This is a genomic window from Collinsella aerofaciens (assembly GCF_901212495.1).
Lineage (GTDB): Bacteria > Actinomycetota > Coriobacteriia > Coriobacteriales > Coriobacteriaceae > Collinsella > Collinsella aerofaciens_H.
Window position 1 is genome coordinate 33820 of record NZ_CAAKNY010000068.1, and the last position, 24515, is coordinate 58334.

At 60.4% G+C, this 24515-nt stretch carries 16 protein-coding genes and 1 tRNA gene; 9 read left to right on the top strand and 8 right to left on the bottom strand.

Annotated features, from left to right (window positions below; genetic code table 11):
* The first annotated feature begins 207 nt into the window (after positions 1 to 207).
* Together SFLMC1_RS07780 and SFLMC1_RS07785 are read left to right on the top strand one after the other, a co-directional pair.
* Positions 208 to 3504: a 4-alpha-glucanotransferase gene (locus tag SFLMC1_RS07780; protein WP_152074644.1), complete on the top strand. Its 3297-nt coding sequence runs from the start codon at positions 208 to 210 to the stop codon at positions 3502 to 3504.
* Between the two features lie 88 nt (positions 3505 to 3592).
* On the top strand, positions 3593 to 3829 hold the full coding sequence (locus tag SFLMC1_RS07785) for an FmdB family zinc ribbon protein (RefSeq protein WP_152074643.1): 237 nt from the start codon (positions 3593 to 3595) through the stop codon (positions 3827 to 3829).
* A 107-nt stretch (positions 3830 to 3936) separates the two neighbouring features.
* Here the strand turns inward: SFLMC1_RS07785 and SFLMC1_RS07790 are convergent, their stop codons facing one another.
* From SFLMC1_RS07790 to gltX, 5 genes are all read right to left on the bottom strand, one after another.
* Positions 3937 to 5337, bottom strand: coding sequence for an RsmB/NOP family class I SAM-dependent RNA methyltransferase (locus SFLMC1_RS07790; RefSeq protein ID WP_152074642.1), 1401 nt, complete (start codon positions 5335 to 5337; stop codon positions 3937 to 3939).
* Positions 5334 to 6254: a methionyl-tRNA formyltransferase gene (fmt, locus tag SFLMC1_RS07795; RefSeq protein ID WP_152074641.1), complete on the bottom strand. Its 921-nt coding sequence runs from the start codon at positions 6252 to 6254 to the stop codon at positions 5334 to 5336. Before fmt ends, SFLMC1_RS07790 begins: the two co-directional genes overlap by 4 nt.
* 363 nt (positions 6255 to 6617) lie before the next feature.
* Positions 6618 to 7154, bottom strand: coding sequence for a peptide deformylase (def, locus tag SFLMC1_RS07800; protein ID WP_148331380.1), 537 nt, complete (start codon positions 7152 to 7154; stop codon positions 6618 to 6620).
* A gap of 18 nt (positions 7155 to 7172) precedes the next feature.
* Positions 7173 to 9614 carry a primosomal protein N' gene (gene priA, locus SFLMC1_RS07805; RefSeq protein WP_226814291.1) on the bottom strand — a complete coding sequence of 814 codons (2442 nt, stop codon included), beginning with the start codon at positions 9612 to 9614 and terminating at the stop codon, positions 7173 to 7175.
* Positions 9615 to 9702: 88 nt separating this feature from the next.
* Entirely contained in the window at positions 9703 to 11178 is a 1476-nt protein-coding gene (gltX, locus tag SFLMC1_RS07810) for a glutamate--tRNA ligase (protein WP_152074639.1), read from the bottom strand.
* 337 nt (positions 11179 to 11515) lie between these two features.
* Between gltX and metK the strand changes: the two genes are divergently transcribed.
* The 7 genes from metK to SFLMC1_RS07845 all read left to right on the top strand — a co-directional run bounded on the left by metK (position 11516) and on the right by SFLMC1_RS07845 (position 21846).
* Entirely contained in the window at positions 11516 to 12796 is a 1281-nt protein-coding gene (metK, locus tag SFLMC1_RS07815; protein ID WP_152074638.1) for a methionine adenosyltransferase, read from the top strand.
* A gap of 346 nt (positions 12797 to 13142) precedes the next feature.
* Complete coding sequence (gene sdaAA, locus SFLMC1_RS07820) at positions 13143 to 14750, top strand: L-serine ammonia-lyase, iron-sulfur-dependent, subunit alpha (RefSeq protein ID WP_152074637.1); 1608 nt, start codon at positions 13143 to 13145, stop codon at positions 14748 to 14750.
* Between the two features lie 117 nt (positions 14751 to 14867).
* On the top strand, positions 14868 to 16613 hold the full coding sequence (locus tag SFLMC1_RS07825) for a L,D-transpeptidase (protein WP_152074636.1): 1746 nt from the start codon (positions 14868 to 14870) through the stop codon (positions 16611 to 16613).
* Positions 16614 to 16745: 132 nt separating this feature from the next.
* Complete coding sequence (locus SFLMC1_RS07830; protein ID WP_187323910.1) at positions 16746 to 18209, top strand: efflux RND transporter periplasmic adaptor subunit; 1464 nt, start codon at positions 16746 to 16748, stop codon at positions 18207 to 18209.
* Complete coding sequence (locus SFLMC1_RS07835) at positions 18209 to 18982, top strand: ABC transporter ATP-binding protein (RefSeq protein ID WP_152074634.1); 774 nt, start codon at positions 18209 to 18211, stop codon at positions 18980 to 18982. Before SFLMC1_RS07830 ends, SFLMC1_RS07835 begins: the two co-directional genes overlap by 1 nt.
* Positions 18979 to 20193, top strand: coding sequence for an ABC transporter permease (locus SFLMC1_RS07840; protein WP_152074633.1), 1215 nt, complete (start codon positions 18979 to 18981; stop codon positions 20191 to 20193). The genes SFLMC1_RS07835 and SFLMC1_RS07840 overlap by 4 nt, the downstream gene beginning before the upstream one ends.
* Positions 20194 to 20412: 219 nt before the next feature.
* On the top strand, positions 20413 to 21846 hold the full coding sequence (locus SFLMC1_RS07845; RefSeq protein WP_152074632.1) for a radical SAM protein: 1434 nt from the start codon (positions 20413 to 20415) through the stop codon (positions 21844 to 21846).
* Positions 21847 to 22038: 192 nt separating this feature from the next.
* Here the strand turns inward: SFLMC1_RS07845 and SFLMC1_RS07850 are convergent, their stop codons facing one another.
* The 3 genes from SFLMC1_RS07850 to SFLMC1_RS07860 all read right to left on the bottom strand — a co-directional run bounded on the left by SFLMC1_RS07850 (position 22039) and on the right by SFLMC1_RS07860 (position 24300).
* Positions 22039 to 22650, bottom strand: coding sequence for a TetR/AcrR family transcriptional regulator (locus SFLMC1_RS07850; RefSeq protein ID WP_187323911.1), 612 nt, complete (start codon positions 22648 to 22650; stop codon positions 22039 to 22041).
* 118 nt (positions 22651 to 22768) lie between these two features.
* Positions 22769 to 24073: a YbhN family protein gene (locus SFLMC1_RS07855; RefSeq protein ID WP_152074630.1), complete on the bottom strand. Its 1305-nt coding sequence runs from the start codon at positions 24071 to 24073 to the stop codon at positions 22769 to 22771.
* Between the two features lie 150 nt (positions 24074 to 24223).
* Positions 24224 to 24300, bottom strand: a tRNA-Glu gene (locus SFLMC1_RS07860).
* Between the last annotated feature and the right edge of the window lie 215 nt (positions 24301 to 24515).

The window sequence follows — 24515 nt, forward strand, 5'->3', positions numbered from 1 at the left end:
ACGTCGAGAACGAACGCGAAATCAAAAAGGTAGATTTTAAGGCATGTCCCAAAAATCTACTCGGGTTGGTAAAACGATTTTCTAGGACAACCGTTCGCCGATGGTAAACGGATGTTGTTTATACACTCAGTGTACAACAGATATACTTACATCTTGTGCGTAAAGCCCATGGCCGCAGGCCATGATTCTATTGAACTGGACCGTACTATGAGATTGATTCACAACAGCCGCCTACCGCAGTTTCGCACTCCGTTTGGCGCTGTGACCACTGGAACTTCCGTTGCACTCTCGGTGATTTTGGAGGATGCCGATCCCAACCAGGCAACCCTCACCCTGCGTACCTGGGTCGATGACGTCGGCGAGACCCTGATCCCGATGGAGCACGAAGGCGATGGCATTTTTACCGGCGAGCTCAAATGCGCTGAACCGTGTCTTGTGTGGTACAGCTTTATCTGCAATATCGAAGGTCAGCCCGAGGTCCGCCTGGGCGCACCGCAAGGGCGCACCGGCGGCGAAGGCGTAACCTACGACTACGCCGAGGTGCCGTCCTTCCAGATTACCGTCTATAAGCACCGCGAGAACCGCCCCATTTGGTACGAGCGCGGCATGGTCTACCAAATTTTCCCCGACCGCTACGCACGTGACGAGCATTGGCGCGAGCGCACAATGGCCGAACTCGAAAAACCGCGCAAGGGCATTCAGCGCCGGATGGTCGAGGACTGGAACAAGCCGCCCGTGTACGAGCGCGCCGAGGACGGCTCCATCAAGACCTGGGACTTCTACGGCGGTTCGCTCAAGGGCATCCAGGAAGACCTGCCCCGCATCGCCGAGATGGGATTTACGGCCATCTACCTCAACCCCATCTTCGAAGCCGCGAGCAACCACCGCTACGACACGGCCGACTACTCCAAGATCGACCCGATCCTAGGAACCGAACAAGACTTTACCGAGCTGTGCCAGGCAGCCGAGAAGCTGGGCATCTCCATTATCCTGGACGGTGTCTTCAACCACACGGGCGACGACTCGATCTATTTCAACCGCTACGGCAACTACCCCGGCGTGGGTGCTTGGCAGAGCGAGGATTCGCCGTGGCGCGATGCGTTTACCTTCCACGAGGACGGCTCGTACGACTGCTGGTGGGGCGTGGGCAACATGCCGGCCATCAACGAAAAGTCCGAGCTGGTGCGCGAGAAGCTCCTGGGCAAGGACGGCGTGATTCGCAAATGGCTGCGCGCCGGTGCCCATGGTTGGCGCCTGGACGTCGCCGACGAGCTTTCCGACGACTTTTTGGCCGAGATCAAGAAGGCCGTACTTGCCGAAAAGCCTGACGCACTGTTGCTCGGTGAAGTCTGGGAAGACGCTTCCAACAAGATTAGCTACGGCCATCTGCGCCGCTACCTGCAGGGCTCCGAGCTGGACTCTGCTATGGATTACCCCTTCCGCGACATGGTCATCGGCTTTTTGATGGGCTACAAGAACGCCTACGAGGCCGCCGAGGATATCGAGACCCTGCGCGAGAACTACCCGAGCGAGGCATTGTCCTGCGCGCTCAATCTACTTTCAAGCCACGACCGTCCGCGCATCATCTCGGTGCTCGGCGGCGGCCCCGACGAGTCGCAGCTGCCCGAGTGCGAGCGCAGCAAATGGCGCCTGGACGACAACTCGATGGGACTGGCCAAAAGCCGCTTTTGGCTCGCCACGCTCATGCAGATGACCTTCCCCGGCGTACCTTCGATCTACTACGGCGACGAGTACGGCCTGGAGGGCCTTACCGATCCGGGCAACCGCCGCACCCTGCCGACCAAGGACCAACTGCACGATTTCGACACGCTGGCTATTGTCAAGAACGCCTCTGCCGTACGCCGCGCACTGCCATTTATGATCGACGGCGAGATCAAGGCCTTCGCGCTCAACGACGAGGTGCTGGCATACAACCGCACGGGCAAGGATGGCGAGTCCGCGACGGTTATCATCAACCGCAGCCTGCGCAATTCGCACCGCGTGACGATTCCGGCGCTCGATGAATGTGCGAGTGACGTGGTCAGCGGTCACGAGTGCGAGATCCACAACGGTACGGTCACGCTCGATCTGTATCCGCTGGGCTCGTCGATCATCTATCACCATGCCGAGCAGCGCCTGCAGGAGCCGCTCGATCACGGCGCGGGCGTCGTGTGCCACATCACCTCGGTACCGACTGACGATGGGAAGCCGGGTACGATCGGCGCGCCCACGCGTCGCTTTATCGACCATCTGGCTGCTATGGGCATGCGCTACTGGCAGGTCCTGCCCGTCAACCCGACGGACTTCTTCCGCTCCCCTTACGCTGGGCCTTCGGCCTTTGCGGGCAATATTGACCTGCTGCCCGAGAACCATGAGGAGCTGGCGGTCGACTTTGAGACTTGGAAGGCCCGTGGCGGCGAGGATGCAGACCCGCTCTACACGGCGTTTAAACATCGTAACGCCGATTGGCTCGAGAAGTACTGCGTCTACATGGCCGTTAAGAAGTACTTTGAGGGCGAATCGCGTCACGATTGGCCGACCGATGTCGCGCGCTACAACGAGCATCTGATTGACGACAAGCGTTTCCGCGACGAGGCAGAGCTGCAGGCGTACATGCAGTACCGCTTTGACCTGGCCTGGTGCGAGCTCATGAACTATGCGCACAAGAAGGGCATCGAGGTCATCGGCGACATTCCTATGTATGTTTCGGACGATTCGGCCGATGCGTGGAGCGAGCCCGAGAACTTCTGGCTGTCCGATACCGGCAAGGCGATTGAGATTTCTGGCGCGCCGCCTGACAATTTTGCGCCCGAGGGCCAGGTGTGGGGCAACCCCACCTTCCGTTGGGATCATATGAAGGAGAACGGCTACCGCTGGTGGATGGACCGTCTGCGTCGCGCGTTCTCGCTCTACGACCGCGTGCGCCTGGACCACTTCCTGGGATTCCATAGCTACTTTAGCATTCCCGCAGGTAAGGCCTGTGCCGATGGCCGCTGGCTGGCGGGTCCGGGCAAGGATCTGTTCCAAACTGCCTATGACGAGCTGGGTCCGCTCAACTTTATCGCCGAGGACCTGGGCTACCTGACGCCCGGCGTTCGCGCGATGGCTTCGACCTGCGGTTTCCCCGGAATGGACGTGCTGGAGTTTAGCGACTACGACGTCCGCAACGGCGTGTATCCCACGCCGGGCAAGATTCTGTACACCTCGACGCACGACACATCGACGCTCGCTGGTTGGTGCACGCGCTCCTTTGCGGGCGGCGACGAGCCGAGCGGCAAGGAGCTTGCCGGCAAGCTGATGGGCGACGCGCTTGCAAGCAATGCTCCGCTTGTGATGATGCCGCTGCAGGATGTACTGGGGCTAGGCGACGATGCGCGCATGAACGTGCCGGGTGTCGCCACGGGCAACTGGACATGGCAGGCGCAGGAGGCCGACATTGCGGCGGCCGAAGAGAAAACTGCGAAGCTCCTGCGCAACACCCATAGATTCTGGGGCGAAGCGTGATAAAACCCCCGATATAGGGTACAGTTACAGCTGTTTGAATTTTTGCGGGCAGAGCGATCTGCCCGCTTTGTGCTGAAAAGGAAGTATTATGGCGCGCTACGATTACAAGTGCACGAGCTGCGGCAACGTGTTTGAGGTTGAGCACCCCATGTCCGAGACGCCCGAGGTCGTGTGCCCGAGCTGCGGCGCTCCGGCGACAAAAACGTTCTCGGCCAGCGGCATTAAGTTCGACGGCAGCGGTTTCTACAACACCGACCAGCGCAGTGGCGGCTCCAGCACCAACGCCACAAATGGCTGCTGCGCCAACTGCCCGCACAATCATTAGAGATAAGCGCCCCCGCTACCCAGATTTCCTTATGAGTTGCGGTGAAATAGGGACTGTTTGGCGGGTAGAAGCCGCTATTCAATCCCTATTTCACCGCAACTTAGTAGTTACTTGTGGACCAGGCGAGCGCAGAAGTGGCCGTCGTAGGAGTCCGCATTAACGGGCACACTTTGGAAGAGGCCCCGAGCGTTTTGGCGCAGGGTGACGAGGTTCTTAGCGTAATCGTACTCGGGGAGCTGCAGAATCTGGGCCTCGGAGAGCGGCGCCACGGTAAAACCGGCGCCCTCGGGAGAAGTCAGGAAGGCGTCCACGACCTGCGTGTTCTCCTCATCAAAAACTGAGCACGTGCCATAGATAAGCTCACCGCCAGCAGCCACGCGCGCGGCTGCTTCCTTGAGCATCGTCAACTGCAGCTTGGGCAGTTTAGTCGTAACGTCGTCCTCGGTCAGACGCCACGGTATCTCGGGGTGACGGCGCATGGTGCCGGTGCCAGAGCACGGCGCATCGATAAACACCGTGTCGAACAGGGCAGGCTCGCCAAGCATGGCGTCAAAGGACGTGAGTACCTCATTGAGCTCGCAGGCATCGCCCGAGACCGTACGGACGCCCGGGATACCCGCCTGATGAAGGCGCGCGAGATTCTGATCGCACTTACGATCGTGCAGATCGAGCGCGGTGTGTTGACGATCATACCCGGCGCGCTTGGCCTGGCACATCATCACATAGGTCTTGGTGCCGCGACCGGAGCCGATCTCCAGGCAACGACCGGGACGTGTTGCGGCAGTAGCGATAAGCTGAGCATTGAGGTCCGAGGCAACCGCGGCAGCACGCTCAAACACGCCCGATGCAACCGTGACCTGCGCATCGACCGGAGCATGGCAGCCCGGGAAGACAGGCGCAACGAGCTGCGAGATATACGGGTCGGCCTTAGTCGCAAACGCATTCTCGTGCAGTGCAAGCGGAGCAGGCGCCAGATTGCCGGCAAAGTTGAGCACGCCCTCGGGCGTATCGAACGAGGCCATAATACGAGCGCACAGCCAGCGAGGAAGACCCATCAAACGCGAAAGGCGAACCAAACGGCGCTCGGACTCATCCACGTCGGATGCCGTGGCAAAGTCCTCAACGTTGTCCGCAACCTTGTGCAGCACCGCGTTAGCCAGGCCCGCGGCAGATTTAGCACCGCTACGCACCAGCTCAACACCCTGACTCACGGCAACGCGGCCCTGCGTATGCAGATAGAGCATCTCGAAGGCCGAGATGCGTAGCGCCATGCGAACACGAGGCGCGACCTTTTTGGGCTTATCCAAAAACTGATCGGGCAGCTCATCCAAAATGCCCTGCGTTGCGGCAACACCGAGCGCCAAACGTGCGGCAAAAGCAGAATCGCGCTGGTCAATGGCCTTGGCAGAAGCACGGGAAGACAACACATCGCGTGCGTACATACCGCGGCGATCGGCCTCCATCAACACATCGAGCGCAAGCTTGCGCGCGGGAGACAACTTGCTCATGACAGTACACCCCACCTAAGTTCGGCGCCCTGCAGACCGGCAGCCCAGGCAGAAGCAGCCATGGCACGCTTGCCGTCGGGCTTAACCTCAAGCAGTTCAACCGCACCATCGGACAGGCCCAGGTAAACACGCTTGCTCTTGACGGCAACAGCGCCCTCGCCAAGCGACACATCAGCCGATGCAGCATCGAGCACGCGAACCGACTTACCGGCAATCACACAACGGGCAGGCGCAGTATCGGACGAGGCAAGCACATGACGCACGCAATCGAGCGCAGACATCTGCGGATCCAGACGCATCTCCTGCTTGGAAATCTTGGCAGCATGCGTGACAAGCGACTCATCCTGCTCAGTCCAAACAGCCGAGCCATCGGCAAGCGAGGGAAGTGTATCGGCAAGCAACTTACCGCCCAGCTCGCCAAGCTCCATCGTGAGCGCCTCGGCATGCTTACCGGCAACTGACGTAGACGCCTGGGCGCAATAAGCGCCCGTATCCACGCCATGCCCAATACGCATAATGGAAACGCCAGCAAGCTCATCACCAGCAAGAATCGCACGCTGAATGGGGGCAGCGCCACGCCAACGAGGCAGCAGCGAAGCATGAACATTCACAATACCAAGCGGCGCCATATGCAGCACCTCATCGGGCAAAATGCAGCCATAGGCAGCCACACAGAAAATATCAGCCCGCGCAGCCTGGAGCGCCTCAACTACCTCCGGCGTCATACGATTGGCCTCTACGACCGGCAACCCCAGCTCAAGCGCCTTGGCCTTAACAGGAGAAGGCTCAAGCTTCTTACCACGCCCACGAACAGCATCGGGACGAGTAATTACGAGCGCAATCTCGTTCCCAGCCTCAACAAGCGAAGTCAGCGAAGGCACAGCAAAATCAGGCGTACCCATAAACACAATACGCATAAACGTAAGTCTCCCCTCAACCAAAGCCGAGACGGCTACAAATAACAACGGAAAGCCAACTCACCAGCCCATCCGCAATAACAATTCAACAAGAACAAATATACCCAAAACTAAAGAAAGAGCCGCAATAAAAGCAGCTCTTCCAACAAAGCAATTATCAGCGAAGACGCCCATCCCTGGCCCGACGGCACCCGGGCGAAAAGGAGCACGAAAACGCAGTCCCCTTCCGCCGCAGGGCTTAGGTTATTGCTCCACGCGCAGTTCCGCACGAGCCGAAGAGCACTTAATGTGCTCTTCGTGCGAGCAGGACTGTTTGAGCATGGAGCAAAACCTAAGCCCTGCGGCGGAAGGGGACGGTGGAACCTACTCCGTCTCGCCCGGTCGAGCGCCGCGGGCCAGGGCGTCCTGGTACTCCTTGACGGCCTTGAGCCTCTGCATCGGCTTGAGTCGCTCGAACATGGTATTGCCGTGCAGGTGATCGATCTCGTGCTGCAGGCACACGCAGAACAGATCGCCTGTGGCCTCATAGCGAATCAGGTTGGCATCCAGGTCATACGCCTCGACGACGACGTGATCGGGACGCTCGATCTCGCAACTAATACCAGGGATGGACAGGCAGCCCTCGCTAAACGGCACCAAATGGTCGCTCTGCTCAACAATGACAGGGTTGATGAGCACGTATGGGTCATAGTCGTTTTTGTCGCTGTAATCGCAGTCGATGGTGACGAGTTGAATGAGCTCACCGATCTGCGGGGCGGCCAGGCCGCAGCCGCCGTTCTCGAACATCATCTTCTTCATCTTCTCGGCAAGCGCCTCGATCGCCGGAGTGATCTCCTCGATGACGGCGCACTCCTGGCGTAGACGAGGGTCGGGCGACAGTACGATTCCGTTGGCTTCCATGGCCATCCTTTCGGGTTGTCACATTAAATCATAGGCATCGACGTCAACGCTCACGCTCACGCCGCGCACGGAGCCCACCTCTTTGAGGCAGGCGTCGATATCATCAGAGACATGGTACCCTACCGGCGACTTAACAAGCAGATGGAAGCGGTACCGGTCCTTGGCTCTCTCGATTACACACGAAGCCGGACCAAGCACCTGGGGCACGGCGCTCCCCGCCCGTAAAAAGTCGGGAGCGGCTGCATGCCAGCGACGCTTGAGGAGCTTCGCGATGCGACCGATGTAGTCCTGCGCGTCATCCGCGTTCCTCGACCATACCAAAATGTTGACCAGGCGCACGAACGGCGGATACAAAGCGTCGCGGCGCTGGTTCAGGTCGTAGTCGGTAAAGATCGAGCGGTCGTGCTCGGCGACGGCGCGAATGACCGGGTCATCGGGCAGGTAGGTTTGGATAATAACCTCGCCGGGGCGATCGCCGCGGCCGGCGCGGCCCGCAACCTGCTCCAGCAGATCGTATGCGCGCTCCCCTGCTCTAAAATCCGGCAGCTTTAGCGCAAAATCGGCATTGACCACGCCCACGAGCGTGACCTCGGGAAAGTCGAGGCCCTTTGCAATCATCTGGGTGCCCAGCAGCACCGCGCAATCGGCGGCATCGAACTGCTCGAGCAGCTTTTTGTGCGCGTCCTTGCCGCGCGTGGAATCGGCGTCCATGCGAATGATGGCGACGTCGCCGGGCAGCATCTGGTGCAGTGCGTCCTCAATCTGCTGCGTGCCCAGCCCCATTTTTGCCAGGTAGCGGCTGCCGCACTTGGGACAGCGACTCGTGGGCGCCGGATAGGGCTGCACGCGCCAAGATGATCCGCAGGTGTGGCACTGCAGCGTGTGCGTGCGCTCGTGATACGTGAGCGCGGTGGAGCAGTGGTTGCAGGTGGGCACGCAGCCGCATTCGCGGCACATCAAAAACGGCGCAAAGCCGCGACGGTTATGCAGCAACACGGCCTTTTCGCGGCGCTCGACCACGCGCTCCAAGCCTTCCATAAGCGGTTTAGAGAACATGGAGCGGCTGCCGTGTGCGAACTCGCGGCGCAGATCGGCAATGCGAACCGTAGGCAACACGGCGTGCCCCGGGCGCTCGGGCATCTCGACGCGCGCCCAGGTGGCGCCGCTGTACGTGCCGCGGCGGCAGCGGTCGAGGGCCTCGGCCGAGGGCGTGGCGGAGCCCAGCACGAGCGGGCACCGATAGCGCCGCGCCATCTCGGCAGCTACCTCGCGCGCATGGTAGCGCGGGCTGGAACCCTGCTTGTAGCTGGTCTCGTGCTCCTCGTCGATGATGATAAGGCCCAAGTCGCTGAGTGGGCAAAAGAGCGCCGAGCGGGCGCCGACGACCACACGGGCCGCACCGCTGGCGACCATATCCCACTGATCAAGACGCTCGCCCGCAGAAAGACGCGAATGGAACACAGCGACCGTCCCGCCAAATCGCGAGCGAAAACGGCCGACGGTCTGGGCCGTCAGCGAGATCTCGGGCACGAGCACGCAGGCCGAACGGCCGGCCGCCAGCACGCGCTCAATCGCCGAAAGGTAAACTTCGGTTTTGCCGGAACCGGTGACGCCATCGACGAGCACCACATCACCGTGAGCGTCCAGGCGTGCGCGCTCAATCTGCGCGAGGGCCTGCCGTTGACCGCTGGTGAGTGCCACCGGGGCCTTGCCGCTCGCCGAGGACAGCGTAGTCTGCTCGCTGCAGCCACGCCAGGCACGGCGCTCTTCAACCACGACGACGCCACGTTTTTCGAGCGCTTTAATGGCCGCCGACATGCTGTTGTAGAGCAGGTTGAGGTCGCGTGTCGTGACCGGGCCGCATTGGAGCGCCTCGATGAGCTGACGCTGGCGGACCGCTGTCTTGGGCGGCGTGTAGTCAAAACCTTCGGGCGTGAGCATGACCCAGCGGTTTTGGATGGGTTTGACGGCGGGGCGCTCAACGGTCCACGCGCCGTCAGCGCCCTTGATCACGCGCGGGCTTCCACCCGGGGGCAAGAACAGGCGCAGGCACTCGGAAAGCGTTGCGACGTACTCGCGGCTCATCCATCGCGCAATGCGTGCAGCCTCGGCGGTAAAGAGCGGCTTGCTGAGGATGGCCTCGATAGGCTTGATGCGCGCGGGATCGAGAGCGACGTTAACTTGCAGGCCGGCAAGCTCGGGCGCGATGTCGACGATGTAGCCCGCGGCCGCACGGTTGCCAAAATGAACTAGGACGGTGGAACCGATCTGGGCATCGTTGGCGAGTGACTGCGGAATGCCGTAGGCAAACGGCTCGGACAGCGCACGGGTCGGGATGTCGAGGACTATGCTCGCATAGGCGGCGACGGGCTCGGGCTGCGCCGGGGTGGCAGCAGGGGCCGCGGACTTCGGAGCTTCCTCCGGTTCCGGCGAACCAAACAGCGACAGTTGCTCCGCCATGGTCTCTGCACCTCCCACCCCATACGTCTTTAGAAACAAGAGCCCCGCTCGGGTGAACGGGGCTCGGATGCATGCGTTTACGCAGCTGCTACAGCGCCATCGTGCGGGCGCGGCCGATGCGCGCCAGGCAGTCGTCGCGGCCGACGAGCGCCATGGTCTCGCCCAGCGGGGGGCTCACCATGTTGCCGCAGACGGCGACGCGCACAGCTTGGAACACCACGCGCTTCTTGAGATCCATCTGCTCGGGCAGCGGCTCAAGCGCAGCGTCGATGTTGGCAGCCGTCCACTCGCCCACGCCCTCGAGCGCGGCCTTGGCGGCATCCAGAATGGCACCCATGCCTTCCTTGGCCAGGCCCTTGTTGACAGACTTCTCATCATACTCGAGCGTCTCGGCCGTAGCAAAGATGGGAGCGGCGACGGTCACGACATCAGCCGGCATCTTGGTGCGCGGCTTGACGATGGAAGCGAGCGCATCGATCCAATCCTCGCCGTACTCGACATTACCCTCGATGAGACCCGCCTCGTGCAGCTCGGGGACCATGATCTCGTCGGCAAACTGAGCGTCGGACATGCCGTTGATGTACTCGGCATTGACCCAGTCGAGCTTCTTGGGGTCGAAGGTCGCCGGGTTCTTGGAAATGCGGTCGAGCGAGAACTTGCTGGCCAGGACATCGCGCGGGATGATCGTGGTCTCGCCGTCGAGCGACCAGCCGAGCAGCGCCAGATAGTTGACGAAGGCGTCGGACAGGTAACCGGCGTCGCGGTACTCCTCCACCGAGGTAGCGCCGTGGCGCTTGGAGAGTTTTTTGCCGTCGGCACCCAAGATCATGGAGATGTGGGCGAACGTGGGCACGGGCGCGCCGAGGGCCTCGTAGACCATGACCTGGCGCGGGGTGTTGGACAGATGGTCGTCGCCGCGGATAACGTGGGTGATCTTCATCATGGCGTCATCGACGACGGTCGCGAAGTTATACGTAGGCGTGCCATCGGAGCGGAAGATGACGAAGTCGTCGAGCTCCTTGGCATCGAAGGTCACCTCGCCGTGGACGGCGTCGTGGATGACGACGTCGCCACGGTCCTCGGGCACTTTGATGCGCAGGACATAGGGCTCGCCGGCCTCGATGCGGCGGCGTGCCTCCTCGGGATCGAGATCGCGGCAGCGGCGCTGATAGCCCTGGAAGGGGTCCTTGCGCTCCTGTGCGGCCTTGCGATCGGCGTCGAGCTGCTCCTTGGTGCAGAAGCAGGGATAGGCCTTGCCCTCGTCCCAGAGCTTCTGGGCGGCCTGCTTGTACAGGTCCAGGCGCTCAGTCTGGGCGTAGGGGCCATAGTCGCCGCCCACCTCGGGGCCCTCGTCCCAGTCCAAGCCCAGCCAACGCATGGCGCGCAGAATGATCTGCGTGTTCTCGTCGGTGGAACGGGTGGGGTCGGTGTCGTCGATGCGCAGGATGAACGTGCCGCCGTTTGCACGGGCGAAAGCCCAGTTATAGATAGCGGTGCGGGCGCCGCCGATGTGCAGCTTGCCCGTGGGTGAGGGTGCAAAGCGGACGCGAACGTCTGATGCCATGGAAATCTCCTCGATTGCAGGATGGATGTCTAACCGCATCAGTATAAAGCAACAAAGCAACCTCCGCACAAAGGGCACCGACCTGCTCGTTGGGGACAGACTTAAATGACCAGTCGTTGGGGACACTCTTCGGAGCTGGCCGAACAGGAGTGTCCCCAAGTGCTGCATTCATTTAAGTCTGTCCCCAATGAGTAAGGCTGGTCATTTAAGTCTGTCCCCAATGAGTAGGTGCGGAAAGGGTGTGAATGTTTGGTTTTCGCGCTATGATGTGCCCCTGCATAGAGAGCTCGGCGGAATGGTAACGGTCGCCGGGACACGTATTATGAAAGGGGCTATCATGCCAGAAGAACTTCGTTCCATCCCACCCCAACACGGGTCCTTTGTATTTACGTCGGAGTCAGTGACCGAAGGTCATCCCGATAAGATCGCCGACCAGATCAGCGATGCCGTCCTCGACGCAATCCTCGCTAAAGAAATAGAGCTGCAGGAGCAGGGCTACATTGCGCCCAACGGCGTGCCCGCCGACGTTGAGAACGTCCGCTGCGCCTGCGAGACCCTTGTGACCACCGGTACCGTCATCGTTGCCGGCGAGATCCGCACCCAGGCCTACGTCGACGTACAGGAGATTGCCCGTGGCGTTATCCGCCGCATTGGCTACAACCGCGCAAAGTTCGGTTTTGACTGCGATACCTGTGGCGTCATGAACCTCATCCACGAGCAGTCGCCCGATATCGCCCAGGGCGTCGACGAGTCTTTCGAGACCCAGACCGGCGCCACCACCGACCCCATCGACCTGATCGGCGCCGGCGACCAGGGCATGATGTTTGGCTATGCCTCCAACGAGACCAAGACCCTCATGCCTATGCCGCACTACCTGGCGAGCCGCCTGGCCGAGCGCCTGGCTGCCGTGCGCCACGACGGAACCCTGCCCTACCTGCGCCCCGACGGCAAGACCCAGGTCACGGTGCGCTACGAGGACGGCAAGCCCGTCGAGGTCACGACCATCGTCATCTCCACGCAGCACGCCGCCGAGATCGAGGACATGGGCAAGATCAAGGCCGACCTCATCGAGCACGTCATCACTCCCGTCATGGCCGCCGAGAACATGCCGTGGGACAACGCCGACATCTATGTGAACCCCACCGGTCGCTTTGTCGTTGGCGGCCCCATGGGCGACACGGGCCTCACCGGCCGTAAGATCATCGTCGACACCTACGGCGGTTACGGCCGTCACGGCGGCGGCGCCTTTAGCGGCAAGGACTGCACCAAGGTTGACCGCTCCGCCGCATACGCCGCGCGCTGGGTCGCCAAGAACGTTGTGGCTGCCGGCCTGGCCGACCGCTGCGAAGTCGAGCTGGCCTACGCCATCGGCGTTTCCAAGCCGCTGTCTATCATGGTCGACACCTTCGGTACCGCGCATGTTGCCGAGGACAAGATCGTCGAGGCCGTCGAGAAGACCTTCGACCTGCGCCCGGGTGCAATCATCCGCGACCTGGACCTGCGTCGACCGATCTTTGAGAAGACGGCAGCCTACGGCCACTTTGGCCGCGAAGACGCCGACTTCACCTGGGAGAAGACCGACCGAGTCGAAGAACTCAGAGCAGCCTGCGGCCTGTAAGCTTACGGCAAAAGCTGCAACCACACATCGATGCACCAAAAGAAGTACCGGCCCCAACCGGTACTTCTTTTTTATTAATACGGTGGTGAAGATGTTTCGATATGCAAGGTAAGACACGTCGCTGGCTAATGAATTTTGCAGCACACGCGCCTCTACCATGTATCCTAAGTCCCGAGGGGCGGGGCATAAGGTCGATCGCGAGTTCCGCACGAGCCGGAGGCCACGTAATGTGGCCTCCGTGCGAGCAGGACTGCCCGAGCAGGCGATCAAATACCAAAGCCCTCGGAACGGTGGGACAGAGTATGCCCCGCCCCTCGGGACGACGAGACAAGGCAAAGGAGCAGCCATGGCAGGCAAGCCGCAAACACTAGCTACGACCTCGGCATTCGAGATCTTGGGGCCCGTCATGGTCGGTCCCAGCTCATCGCATACCGCCGGCGCCCTGCGGTGCGCACAGGTGGCCGCCAGCCTGCTCGAGGGCCGCATCATCAAGGTTACCTTTGGCCTATGGAATTCCTTTGCCCACACCTACCGCGGCCACGGCACCGACCGTGCGCTCGTCGCGGGCATCTTGGGCCTCGACACCGACGACGAGAATATCAAGCAGGCCTTCGACCTCGCACGCGAGCAGGGCCTCGATTATCACTTTGACATCAAGGGCGACGACGCCTCCATCCACCCCAACACCGTCGACATCGACATGGTCGATGACACGGGCGCCACAGCGCAGGTGCGCGGCGAGAGCCTAGGCGGCGGCAAGATGCGCATCAGCCGCATCAACGGCGTCGGCGTCGACATCTCGGGCATGTACTCCACGCTCTTCGTGGCGCACCACGACGTCCCCGGCGTACTCGCCGCGCTCACGAACCTGCTCGCCTGCGCACACGTGAACATCGCCTTCTGCCGCACCTACCGCACCGAGGTGGGCGGCCAGGCCTACTCCGTCTTTGAGACCGACGGCACGCCCGACGACACCGTCATTCCCATGCTGCGTAAACTCGACAACGTCGACTACGCCACCTTTATTGAGCTCCCCGGCTCGGCATCATCGCTCTCACCCGGCGTCTCGGCCAAGGAGATCTTCGATGACGGCGAACAGTTGCTCGACGCCTGCGCCGAACTCGGCCTCAACATCGGCGCCGTCATGGCCGTGCGCGAGGCGCGTCTGACCGGCGAGGCCCACGCCGTCGCCGCCATGCGCCGCGTGCTCGACGTCATGCGCGAGGAGACCACGACCCCCATCGCCAATCCGCAGCGATCACTCGGCGGACTTATCGGCGGCGAGGCCAAACTCGTCGATGCCACCGGCCGCAACGATTTGAGCGCAAGCCTGATGGGTGCCGTCCAGACCGAAGCCGTGGCCCGTGCCATGGCCGTACTCGAGCGCTCCGCCACCATGGGCGTGATCGTTGCCGCCCCTACGGCGGGCTCCGCAGGCGTCGTGCCCGGCTGCGTGCTGGCGCTGGCCGAGCACCTGCAGCTCGATGACGAGCAGGTCATGGACGCTCTCTACTGTGCCGCCGCCATCGGCCTCAACCTCACCACGAGCGCCTGTGTCGCCGGCGCCGAGGGCGGCTGCCAGGCCGAGGTGGGAAGTGCCGCCGCCATGGCCGCCGCCGCGCTGGTGCAGATGCTCGGCGGCACCCCCGAGCAGGCACTCGACGCCAGTTCCATCGCGCTGAGCAATCTGCTTGGCCTCGTTTGCGACCCCGTGGGCGGACTGGTCGAGGTGCCGTGCCAAAACCGCAATGCCATCGGCGTGGCCGCGGCCTTCAGCTCGGCCCAGCTCGCGCTCGCCGGCATTAAGAGCCTGGTGCCGTTTGACCAGATGGCGCATGTGATGCTCTCGGTGGGCCACGCCCTGCCGGCAACCCTGCGCGAGACGGCCAAGGGCGGTATCGCTCAAGCCCCGGCCGCGCTTTCTGCCTGCGCCAAATGCGGCGTATGCGGATAGGTAGACTTCTCCAAACCGATACTGTTTCCGCACCACAAACAACAGGCTAATCGCTATAATGCAAGCCCAGTTAAAACACGATGAGCCGTAAGGCGAAACTCGAAGGAAATATATACGATGTCGCAAATCGACCGCAGCAACATGATTCCCGATCCGCAACAGCCCAGTAGGCATACTGGCGGCGTCCAATCGCCGCGCCCCATCGCACCGGTTCGCAGCCAACAACACGGCCCGTCCAGTGCCTCTCAACGCCCGAATCAGCATCAATACCAGCCGCATCAACAACATCAGCAGCGTCCCGCACAAGGTGGCGCCCCCACGCAGGGCCCTTCGCACACTCGCGCGGCAAACAATCGCGGACCCGCGGACAAGCGCACCAACAAAAGCGGCACGTCGGGCGGAAAGACGGCCCTCTTTGTCGTCCTCGGCCTCGTCGCGATCGTCTACATCGTAGGCGTCGTGGCGTTCTCGCAGGTCGCTTACCCCAACACCACCATCGCCGGCGTCGACATCTCGCTCTCTAACGCATCTTCGGCAGCCACCAAGGTCAACTCGGCATGGAAGCACTACAAGCTCACCGTGTCGGGCGATAACTTTAGCTGGACCTACCAACCCGAGTCCAACGATCCCATCGTCGATGGCGAGAAAGCCGCCCACGAGATTATCGGCAAAAACGAGCCGCTGCTGTGGCCATCGCGCCTCATCGCGTCGCTCGGCGGAAAAACCGATAGCGCCACCAAGAATGGCTCGATCGACTTGAAACAGGACGTCGACCTGTCCATGCTCTCCGATGCCTTTAACCAAAAGCAGTTTGAGGAGGACCTGGGCGGCGCCATCGACGAGTTCAATGAGGGCCGCTCGGGCACCTTCGAGGCCACCAGCTCCTATGACGAGAAAGCCGGCAAGTTCACCGTCGAGAAGGCCCGATCCAACGAGAAGCTCAACCGCGAGCATGTCATCAAATATGCCGAGATCGAGCTCGCGTCACTCGCCGAGAACGTCGATATCACCAAGATCGGCAACGACGCCTACGAACCGCTCAACGGCACCCTCACCGACGACCAGATTCAGGCTGCATGCGATGCCGCCAACAACTTCCTGGGCGTCAACGTGACCCTTAAGCTCAACGGCAATGATGCCGGCAAGGTGGACGGCAGCTCGGTGCTGCAGTGGACCAGCTTTGCCGATCCGGCCAAGCCCACACTCGACACGTCGCAGATCAGCAGCTGGGCCGCCGAGTTCGCCAACGGCTTTAACACCGTGGGCTCCACCCGCTGGTGGACACGCGCCGACGGCAAGCAGTGCGCTGTCGAGGGCGGCGACTTTGGCTGGTCCATCGACACCGACGCGCTCGCCAAGCAGGTCGAGGACGCTATCAATAACAAGCAGACCGGCGATATCGAAATTTCGTACTCAAAGAAGGCCGACACGTTCACCGCCAAGGGCGAGCCCGATTGGAAGGCCTATATCGACGTCGACCTGTCCGAGCAGCACGCGCGCTACTACGACGAGAACGGCAATATCGTGTGGGAGGCCAACTTTATCTCGGGCCTGCCCGGCGAGGACGCCACCCCGGAGGGCGTATGGCAGATCAACAGCAACGACGGCGCAAGCACGCTCATCGGTGCCAAAGACCCCGCGACCGGAAAGCCCAAATACGAGAGCCCGGTGAGCTACTGGATGCCGTTCGAGGGCAACATGATCGGCTTCCACGACGCCACCTGGCAAAACGACAAGAGCTTCGATAACGCCGAGTCGTACAAGTGGTGTGGCAGCCACGGTTGCATCAACCTGCGCCTGGCCGACGCCAAAGCACTTCACGACTGCATCAAAGTCGGCCTGTGCGTGGTTGTCCACTCGTAGTGCAACGCGCGCATTCATACAACGTGGAACTGCTGCGACCAATCTAACAGTTCCGAAAGAAACCGTCCTATGCGCCCGCCCCAACCGGTGGGCGTATATACTTATCGAAGTTCTTTCTATAAAGGAGACGCTATGCCAAATGTCCCCACGATCACCCCGGACCCGGATGATACCGAACGCGCGCCCGAAGGTGCCACCGAAACGATTCCTCTGATTACAAACGCGCATGCCGATTCGCAATACGACCGCCCGAACGATATGGCCGAGATTTCCGATGAAGAGGCGTATGCCAAGCTCAAGGCAAAACGTGCCGAGCGCCGACGCAAAAAGCTGATTCGCCGCGGTATTGCCGCCGGCGTCGTGGGTGCCATCGCGCTCATTGCCATTGTTGCAACCCTGGTTATCAATGCGCAGCCGCAGGGCGCCAGCGGGCCTGTGACCGATAAGGTGACTGAGGGCACGTTTACCACGACCGTCGAGGCGAAAGGCCAGCTCAAGCCTATTTCGTCCTCAGTGGTCTCGCCTTCTGTCGACGGCACGGTCGATTCGATCAACGTTCAGCCGGGCCAATCCGTCAACGAGGGCGACGTGCTTATGACCATTAAGAACGACGAGCTCGATCGCAACGTTGCCGAGGCGCAGCGTGCAGTTGCAGCCGCTCAGGAAGACCTCGCCAACGCGAAGAAAGCCGTCGCTGCCGCGCAGGCCACCCCAACGACGGACGTCGATGGAGCTTCCGCCGCAGCGGCAGGCGCCTCCGCTGCGTCCGCCGACACGAACACCGTATCGGCCGCACAGCGCAGCCTCGCATCAGCCCAGGCAAACCTCGATCAGGCGAACGCCAAGGCCGCCGGGCGCACGGTTACGGCGCCGAGCTCGGGCAGCATCGTGGAGCTCAACGCCAAGGTGGGCGCCACGGTAACAAGCGGCATGATCATGGGCGAAAGCGATACGAGCGGCGGCAAGCAGTGCATGCAGATCGCCGACCTGTCCAAGATGAAGGTGACCGTGCAGGTGGGCGAAAAGGATATCGCCAAAATCGCCGTTGGGCAGAGCGCCAACGTCACCTATCCTGCGTTTCCCGATATCGTGAGCCAGGGAACGGTCACAGCCATCGCCTCGGTGGCAAACTCCGACTCCACCAACGGTGGCGGCGGCAGCGTGACCTTTAACGTCGACATTTTGATTGAAGCGCCCGACGCGCGCCTCAAGCCGGGCATGACCGCCGAGGTCTCGGTGGTGACCGAACAGCTCGATGACGTCGTGATGGTGCCGACCATGGCGCTCATGACCGAGGACGGCGAACACTATTACGTCAATGTGGCAACTGACGGCGAGGGCAAAAAGACCCGACGCGAAAAGGTGACCGTCGTGACGCAAAACGATAACGACGCCGTGGTCGGCAAAACGCAGGTCAAGCACGATGACCAGGGCAATGAAATAAACCCCAATGTACCAGTCACCAAGCTTCGCGACGGAGACATCCTCAAGATTGACAACGGCTCGGGCGTGTCGGCAGATGGCGGCAGCTCCGGAACAGGCATGACGGCCGACGGCGGCGACTCCGGCAGCATGTCTGCCGACGAGGGCATGTAATGCGCCCCGTCATCGACATCCGCAACGTGCATCGCATCTTTGAGAGCGAGGCCGGCTGCGCCCATATCCTGCATAACGTTAGCCTGGCAGTGAATCCCGGCGAGTTCGTGGCCATCACCGGCCCCTCGGGCTCGGGCAAGTCGACGCTCATGAACATCCTCGGTTGCCTTGATAAGCCAACCGCAGGCAACTACTACCTGCAAGGGCTCAACGTGGCCGAGCTTGACGATGACGAGCTCACCGAAGTCCGCGCCCTGAGCATCGGCTTTGTCTTTCAGAGCTTTAACCTGCTGCCGCGCCTATCGGTCATCGAAAATGTTATGCTGCCGCTGTCGTACACCAACGTGCCGCGGGCTCAGCGTGAGATGCGCGCCGTCCATGCGCTGCAAGCCGTCACGCTGCCGGTCGACCACTGGGACCACCGCATCTCCGAGCTCTCGGGCGGACAGATGCAGAGAGTCGCCATCGCGCGCGCCCTCGTCAACGACCCGCCCATCATCCTGGCGGACGAGCCGACGGGAAACCTGGACTCCGCCACCGGAGCGCTCGTGATGGAGACCTTCCACAAACTCCAGGAACGCGGCAAGACCATCATACTCATCACGCACGACCCCGGCATCGCCGCCGAGGCCGACCGTGCCGTGACCATCCGCGACGGTCGCATTCACGACGGCGCGTATATACCACATGCGCCGCGGACCCTGCGCAGCGCCGTAGATGGCCTGCCCACAATCTCCGACCCAATCATCCCGCCGAAAGGAGTGATGGCATGAGCACGCGCGACCTTATCCAAGAAGCCCTTCACTCCCTCGAGGCCAATAAGGGACGAAGCCTGCTCACCATCCTGGGCATCGTCATTGGCATTGCCTCGGTCATCGCCATGACCTCGCTTATCGGCGGTATCCAAAACAGCCTGGTCAACAGCCTGGGCCTCAACGCCGCGCGTATGGTGCAGATTTATTCGTCGCAAGAGCTCACCGAGTCGGACATTGAGAAACTTCGGAAACTGGTGCCGCAAATTGAGCAGATCGGCATCGTGGACAGCGCCTATACCGAGTACAAGGCCGGTGACAAAAGCTATACCGTCATGGCACAGGGTGTCGATAGCGACATGCTCGACGCGGTGGGCGCCAGCAAGCTCGTCGCGGGACGCACCTACACCCAGGCCGAGTCCCAATCTGGCGCACGCGTGGCGCTCATCAGCCGTGGAGGCGCGGATCAGCTGTACGGCAACGAGCAGGAAGCGCTCGGCAAGACCATCAAGGTATCGAACGGCGAGGTGCAGATTGTGGGCGTGATTGATGGCGGCAACGACTCCATGGGCTCGTTCACGCTATACATGCCGCGCGAGACCATCTCGGGCCTCTTTGGCGACGAGAACCCCTCTTTCCCCAGCGTAACGGCGCTCGCCACCGAGGGCACGGACGTGGATGAGCTGTGCAAGACGATTGAGTCCAAGGTGCGCGCGATGAAGGGCATCGCGAAGGACGATGAGTACGACAGTGTATCGGCAACCTCTATGAAAAGCGCCATCGACGCACTTAACTCCTTTATGGGTGCGTTCTCGCTCATCATGGGTGCTGTCGCCAGTATCTCGCTGCTTGTCGGCGGTATCGGCATTATGAATATGATGCTCACCAACGTGACTGAGCGCATCCGCGAGATCGGTATTCGCCGTGCCCTGGGGGCCAGTCGTCGCGATATCACCGCACAGTTTTTGGCCGAGTCCTCGGCGCTGTGCGTCACCGGTGGCCTGCTGGGTATCCTGATTGGCTACCTGCTTGCCTGGGGTCTAGCGATGTTCGCCGCGGGCTCCGGCGTGCTTGGCGAGCTCGGTGCCAGCGGTACCATTACGCCGAGTTTTTCGATCGCAACGGTGCTGCTGGCCTTTGCGGTCTCCGTCGGCATCGGCGTCATCTTTGGCTTCTACCCCGCCCGCCGGGCAGCAAAACTCGACCCGGTCGAGTGCCTGCGCTACCAGTAGTAATGCAGTCCCTCTGTGTTGCGGTGAAATAGATACCGTTTATGCTGTTAAAAGGCCTATTCAGTCCCCATTTCACCGCACGTTAGAGATTGTCTGGGCATAACAATTCACCCCAAATCAAATTGGTTCGTTGAATAGACACAATAGAGATTCTTTACGTGCATTTAATTCCACACATGGGTATTATTACATGCAAAGCGCACGTGAAAGGAAATGCCTATGTCGCTTACACAGTCAGCTGAGCGCGTAGCACTCAACAAGCTCATCGATTATCTCGACGACAATCCGCAAGACAATATCGAAAAAATCATGGACCTCGTGAACAAACTGGTCCCCGATCGCGTATTTCCCGTTCAGCGCGAGGCATTTACCAACGTCATCAAGAGTCGCGGCAATTGGTATGACCTGATCATGCGCGTTTTCAGTCTCAATTCCAAGATGCGAACAAAATTGCTCAAGGCGCTTATTGTCGACGGCAACCTGCTCGCTTGGCCGCAGCAGGAAAATAACCGCGAAAAGTACCAGTGCAACATTCCGTGGGCTATCCTGCTCGACCCCACGAGCGCCTGCAACCTGCATTGCACGGGCTGCTGGGCAGCCGAGTACGGCTATAAGCAAAATCTCTCGTATGAAGACATCGACTCTATCATCACACAGGGCAAAGCACTCGGCACGCACATCTACATCTACACCGGTGGTGAGCCGCTCGTTCGCAAACACGACCTTATCAAGATCTGCGAAAAGCACCCGGATTGCGTGTTCCTCTGCTTTACCAACTCAACGCTTATCGACGAGGCGTTCTGCGATGACATGATCCGCGTGGGCAACTTTGTTCCTGCCATCAGTGCCGAGGGTAACGAGCACACCACCGATGCCCGCCGCGGCGAGGGGACCTACGCCAAGATCGAGCATGCGATGAAACTCCTACGCGAGCGCAATCTGCCGTTTGGTATTTCGACCTGTTGGACCAGCGCCAACGCCGACACGGTGGCGACCGAAGAGAATATCGACTGGATGATCGAAGAGGGAGCACTCTTCTGCTGGTATTTCCACTTTATGCCGGTCGGGCGCAACGCTACCTCCCAGCTTATGCCCACGCCCGAGCAGCGCGAGCGCATGTATCACTTTGTCCGCGAAATGCGCGAGAAAAAGCCACTCTTTACGCTCGATTTCCAAAATGACGGTGAGTTTGTCGGCGGTTGCATTGCCGGCGGCCGCCGCTATCTGCACATCAATGCGGCAGGCGACGTGGAGCCATGCGTGTTCATCCACTATTCCAACGCCAACATCCACAACGTGAGCCTACTTGACGCGCTGCGCTCTCCCCTCTTTATGAAGTACTACGAGGGCCAGCCGTTCAACGACAACTATCTCAAGCCCTGTCCTATGCTCGAGAACCCCGACGTGCTGCCCAAGATGGTGGCCGAGACCGGTGCCATGAGTACCGACCTGGTCGAGAAGGAATCACCCGAGCAATTGCGCGAAAAGACCCGAGCCGCAGCCGAGGCCTGGGCTCCCGTGGCAGACCGCATTTGGAACGATCAGAGCGATCCCCTCTACACCAAGCGTATCGAAGACGAGACGCAGGGTATGGCCGATAGCGACATGCATAAGTTCGAACAGCAAGGCCGAAAGCTAAAGAGCAACTGCTAGTACCCCATATGTGACAAAACACAAAGGCGCGGGCGCCCCGTAATACCTTGGGCGCCCGCGCCTTCTTTGTCATATACATCCCCCTGAGTTGCGGTGAAATAGGGACTGAATATGCTTTCTAGCAGCAAAACCAGACACTATTTCACCGCAACTCATTGAGGGGCTGCTTGGGGACATATTCCGGCAGTAGGCCTAATCCAAGCGAGATTCCAGACTCGATAGTCCGTTCAACGTCAAATTATTAGCGACCTCCGAGATACGCTCGATGGGCACCGAGCCATCGGAGAGCGCCCACGTGCGGTAAATGCCGATAATGCCCGAAAGTAAAAACGCCAGATAATAGTCGAACATCTCGTCCTTGAGGCCGTGGGGCAGCAAGTCGCGCTCGGTAATCTCGTGCTCGAGCGGCACGCGCAAACGCGTCATAAAATCGTCGAGTGGAATGTTTTCGATCAGCTGGCGATTGAGCACGAGGTTATTGCAAAGTGCTTCGTTGATGGTCTTAAAAAACGTTGCTGCCGCTCCAAGGGCACGCTCATTCGTATCGCCGTCCATGGAAGCAAGAGTTTTCTCGACCGAGTCGACAATCGTCTCCACCACATTAACGGCGATGGCATCGAGCAGGCCGTCAACCGTACCGAAGTGTACGTAAAAGGTCTTGCGGTCGACATTTGCCTCACGCGCGATGGCGCTCACCGTAATGTCGGCAAGCGGTCTATCCATCAACAGGCGCTCAAACGCAGAAAGGATAGCATTGCGGCTGCGAACGATACGGCGGTCAAGACGCGGTTTGCTGGTGGCCATGGAGGTATCCCTTCGGAATGCGAGCATTCATCAACAGATGAGAGTTAATCTACGTAAGAGGATTATCCCCCATCCGGCACAAAAATGCCCGGTGCCACGAAGAACGCACGACCGACTATTACGCCTTAGGGAGTTTCTTTTTGTTCAAAGCAGCCGGAGACACACGGATGCCGTCACCTGTCTGGCGCACATAGGCCTTATGCGCCGGTTTGGCGGCCCCAGAAGCCTTCTGAGCATGCTGATTGGGATCCACGGTAACCGCATTCACAGGATGAGGCTTTGCAGGGTTAGAGGACGTCTGAGGCGTTCGTCCGAGCTTGCGCATCACGCGATCCCAGCGTGCATGGATACTCTCATTGTGAGCGCTCTTAAGGCCCAGCAGGGGCGCGGCCAGAATAGTCGGCGCGATAAACGTAATGAGACGCCACAGCAGATAACCGGCGGTCGACGCCGATCCAAAGAAATGACCCAGGAACAGCGCGAAGCCGCCCTCGGCACCGCCGGTGCCACCGGGCAGGGGAACAGCGGAGCTCAGGAGTTGAACGAAGGCGCTCGCGGCCATGACCGAGAAAAAATCGACTTCGTGGTGGCCAAAGGCAAGCATCAGGAAATACGGCACGAGGTAGAAAAACGCGAGCTGCAACATGGTGATGATCACCGTGAGCAGCATAGACGAAAAATGGCCGGCCGAAAGCTTGAATTTCTCGGAGAACGAGTAGATTTCGCCGTCGACAAACGTACGCCAGCCCTCGATCTTGGTGGCCGAGACGCCCATTCGCTCGAGCCAATTGATGATGCAGTGCGCGACGCGCGTGACGGTCTTGGGCATGAGCGCGACGGCAAAGATGCCAAGCAGAATGCAGCAGTGACCGCCAAAGCTAAAGACACACAGCAGCGTCATGTCGCCATAGCGCTCGGCGAAAAACGGCATGCGGGCAAGCAGCAGAATAGCGCCCCAGGCAACGAGGCCAAACTGATACACGATAAAGCGCGTGAACTGCGTGGCACCGGCCTCGCCGACGTTTTGGCCTGCCTTGGTCAGGCGGTAGATCTGGGCAGGCGTGGAGCCCATCATCATGGGCGTCAGGTTGCCAAAGAAGATACCGCTCGCCTCGACCGAGATCAGGTCGCGAATGCCGACGGGCGAATTGGGATCGAGCCAGACGGCGATCGCATAGGCAACGATGCCAAAGAACAGGTACAGAAACATGCAAAAGCATGCAGCAACGAGCCACGGTGCTTGGACGCTCGACATGGCAGCCCAGAACTGTCCCATCTGACCGGTCGCAATCAGATAACCGATATAGCCAACCAGCACGACGCCGATAAAAATGGCACCGCGACGTGCACCCTTGTTGTCATCGCCGCCCGAGGCCTCAACCTCGACCTGGGGCTTAGATGTGTGCTGAGAGGACTCCGTCATGAGGCTCCTTCTGACCGTCCAAATATCTTGCATATTGTACCCGCAAGGGCCACAAGCAGAACGTAAAGCTATGGGCCAAATGGGAATTGCAGATGGTTTGCCCGGAAATAAAAACCCGAACTTCCATAGGAAGTTCGGGTTTCAGATTCATGGTAGCCCGTACCAGATTCGAACTGGTGATCTCCGCCTTGAGAGGGCGGCGTCCTAAACCGCTAGACGAACGGGCCACAAGACATCTACACTGCCGTGCTGCAAGGAAATATATTACGGGACAAAAAACGCAAGCGCAAGAAGAAATTCCAAATTGCCAAAAATTGTCGGCAGGTTATGGAACGCGCAGGTCAACCGGGTAGTTATTTTGGGACGGGGCTTTTTAGCTACCACTGCTTTCAATCGGTCGAACCGCTCGTGATTTTGGCATGGGTAGCTAAAAAAGCCCCGT

Coding starts and splice junctions, on each gene's coding strand:
- SFLMC1_RS07780 (WP_152074644.1), top strand. CDS start 208: ATGAGATTGATTCACAACAGCCGCCTACCGCAGTTTCGCACTCCGTTT.
- SFLMC1_RS07785 (WP_152074643.1), top strand. CDS start 3,593: ATGGCGCGCTACGATTACAAGTGCACGAGCTGCGGCAACGTGTTTGAG.
- SFLMC1_RS07790 (WP_152074642.1), bottom strand. CDS start 5,337: ATGAGCAAGTTGTCTCCCGCGCGCAAGCTTGCGCTCGATGTGTTGATG.
- fmt (WP_152074641.1), bottom strand. CDS start 6,254: ATGCGTATTGTGTTTATGGGTACGCCTGATTTTGCTGTGCCTTCGCTG.
- def (WP_148331380.1), bottom strand. CDS start 7,154: ATGGAAGCCAACGGAATCGTACTGTCGCCCGACCCTCGTCTACGCCAG.
- priA (WP_226814291.1), bottom strand. CDS start 9,614: ATGGCGGAGCAACTGTCGCTGTTTGGTTCGCCGGAACCGGAGGAAGCT.
- gltX (WP_152074639.1), bottom strand. CDS start 11,178: ATGGCATCAGACGTTCGCGTCCGCTTTGCACCCTCACCCACGGGCAAG.
- metK (WP_152074638.1), top strand. CDS start 11,516: ATGCCAGAAGAACTTCGTTCCATCCCACCCCAACACGGGTCCTTTGTA.
- sdaAA (WP_152074637.1), top strand. CDS start 13,143: ATGGCAGGCAAGCCGCAAACACTAGCTACGACCTCGGCATTCGAGATC.
- SFLMC1_RS07825 (WP_152074636.1), top strand. CDS start 14,868: ATGTCGCAAATCGACCGCAGCAACATGATTCCCGATCCGCAACAGCCC.
- SFLMC1_RS07830 (WP_187323910.1), top strand. CDS start 16,746: ATGCCAAATGTCCCCACGATCACCCCGGACCCGGATGATACCGAACGC.
- SFLMC1_RS07835 (WP_152074634.1), top strand. CDS start 18,209: ATGCGCCCCGTCATCGACATCCGCAACGTGCATCGCATCTTTGAGAGC.
- SFLMC1_RS07840 (WP_152074633.1), top strand. CDS start 18,979: ATGAGCACGCGCGACCTTATCCAAGAAGCCCTTCACTCCCTCGAGGCC.
- SFLMC1_RS07845 (WP_152074632.1), top strand. CDS start 20,413: ATGTCGCTTACACAGTCAGCTGAGCGCGTAGCACTCAACAAGCTCATC.
- SFLMC1_RS07850 (WP_187323911.1), bottom strand. CDS start 22,650: ATGGCCACCAGCAAACCGCGTCTTGACCGCCGTATCGTTCGCAGCCGC.
- SFLMC1_RS07855 (WP_152074630.1), bottom strand. CDS start 24,073: ATGACGGAGTCCTCTCAGCACACATCTAAGCCCCAGGTCGAGGTTGAG.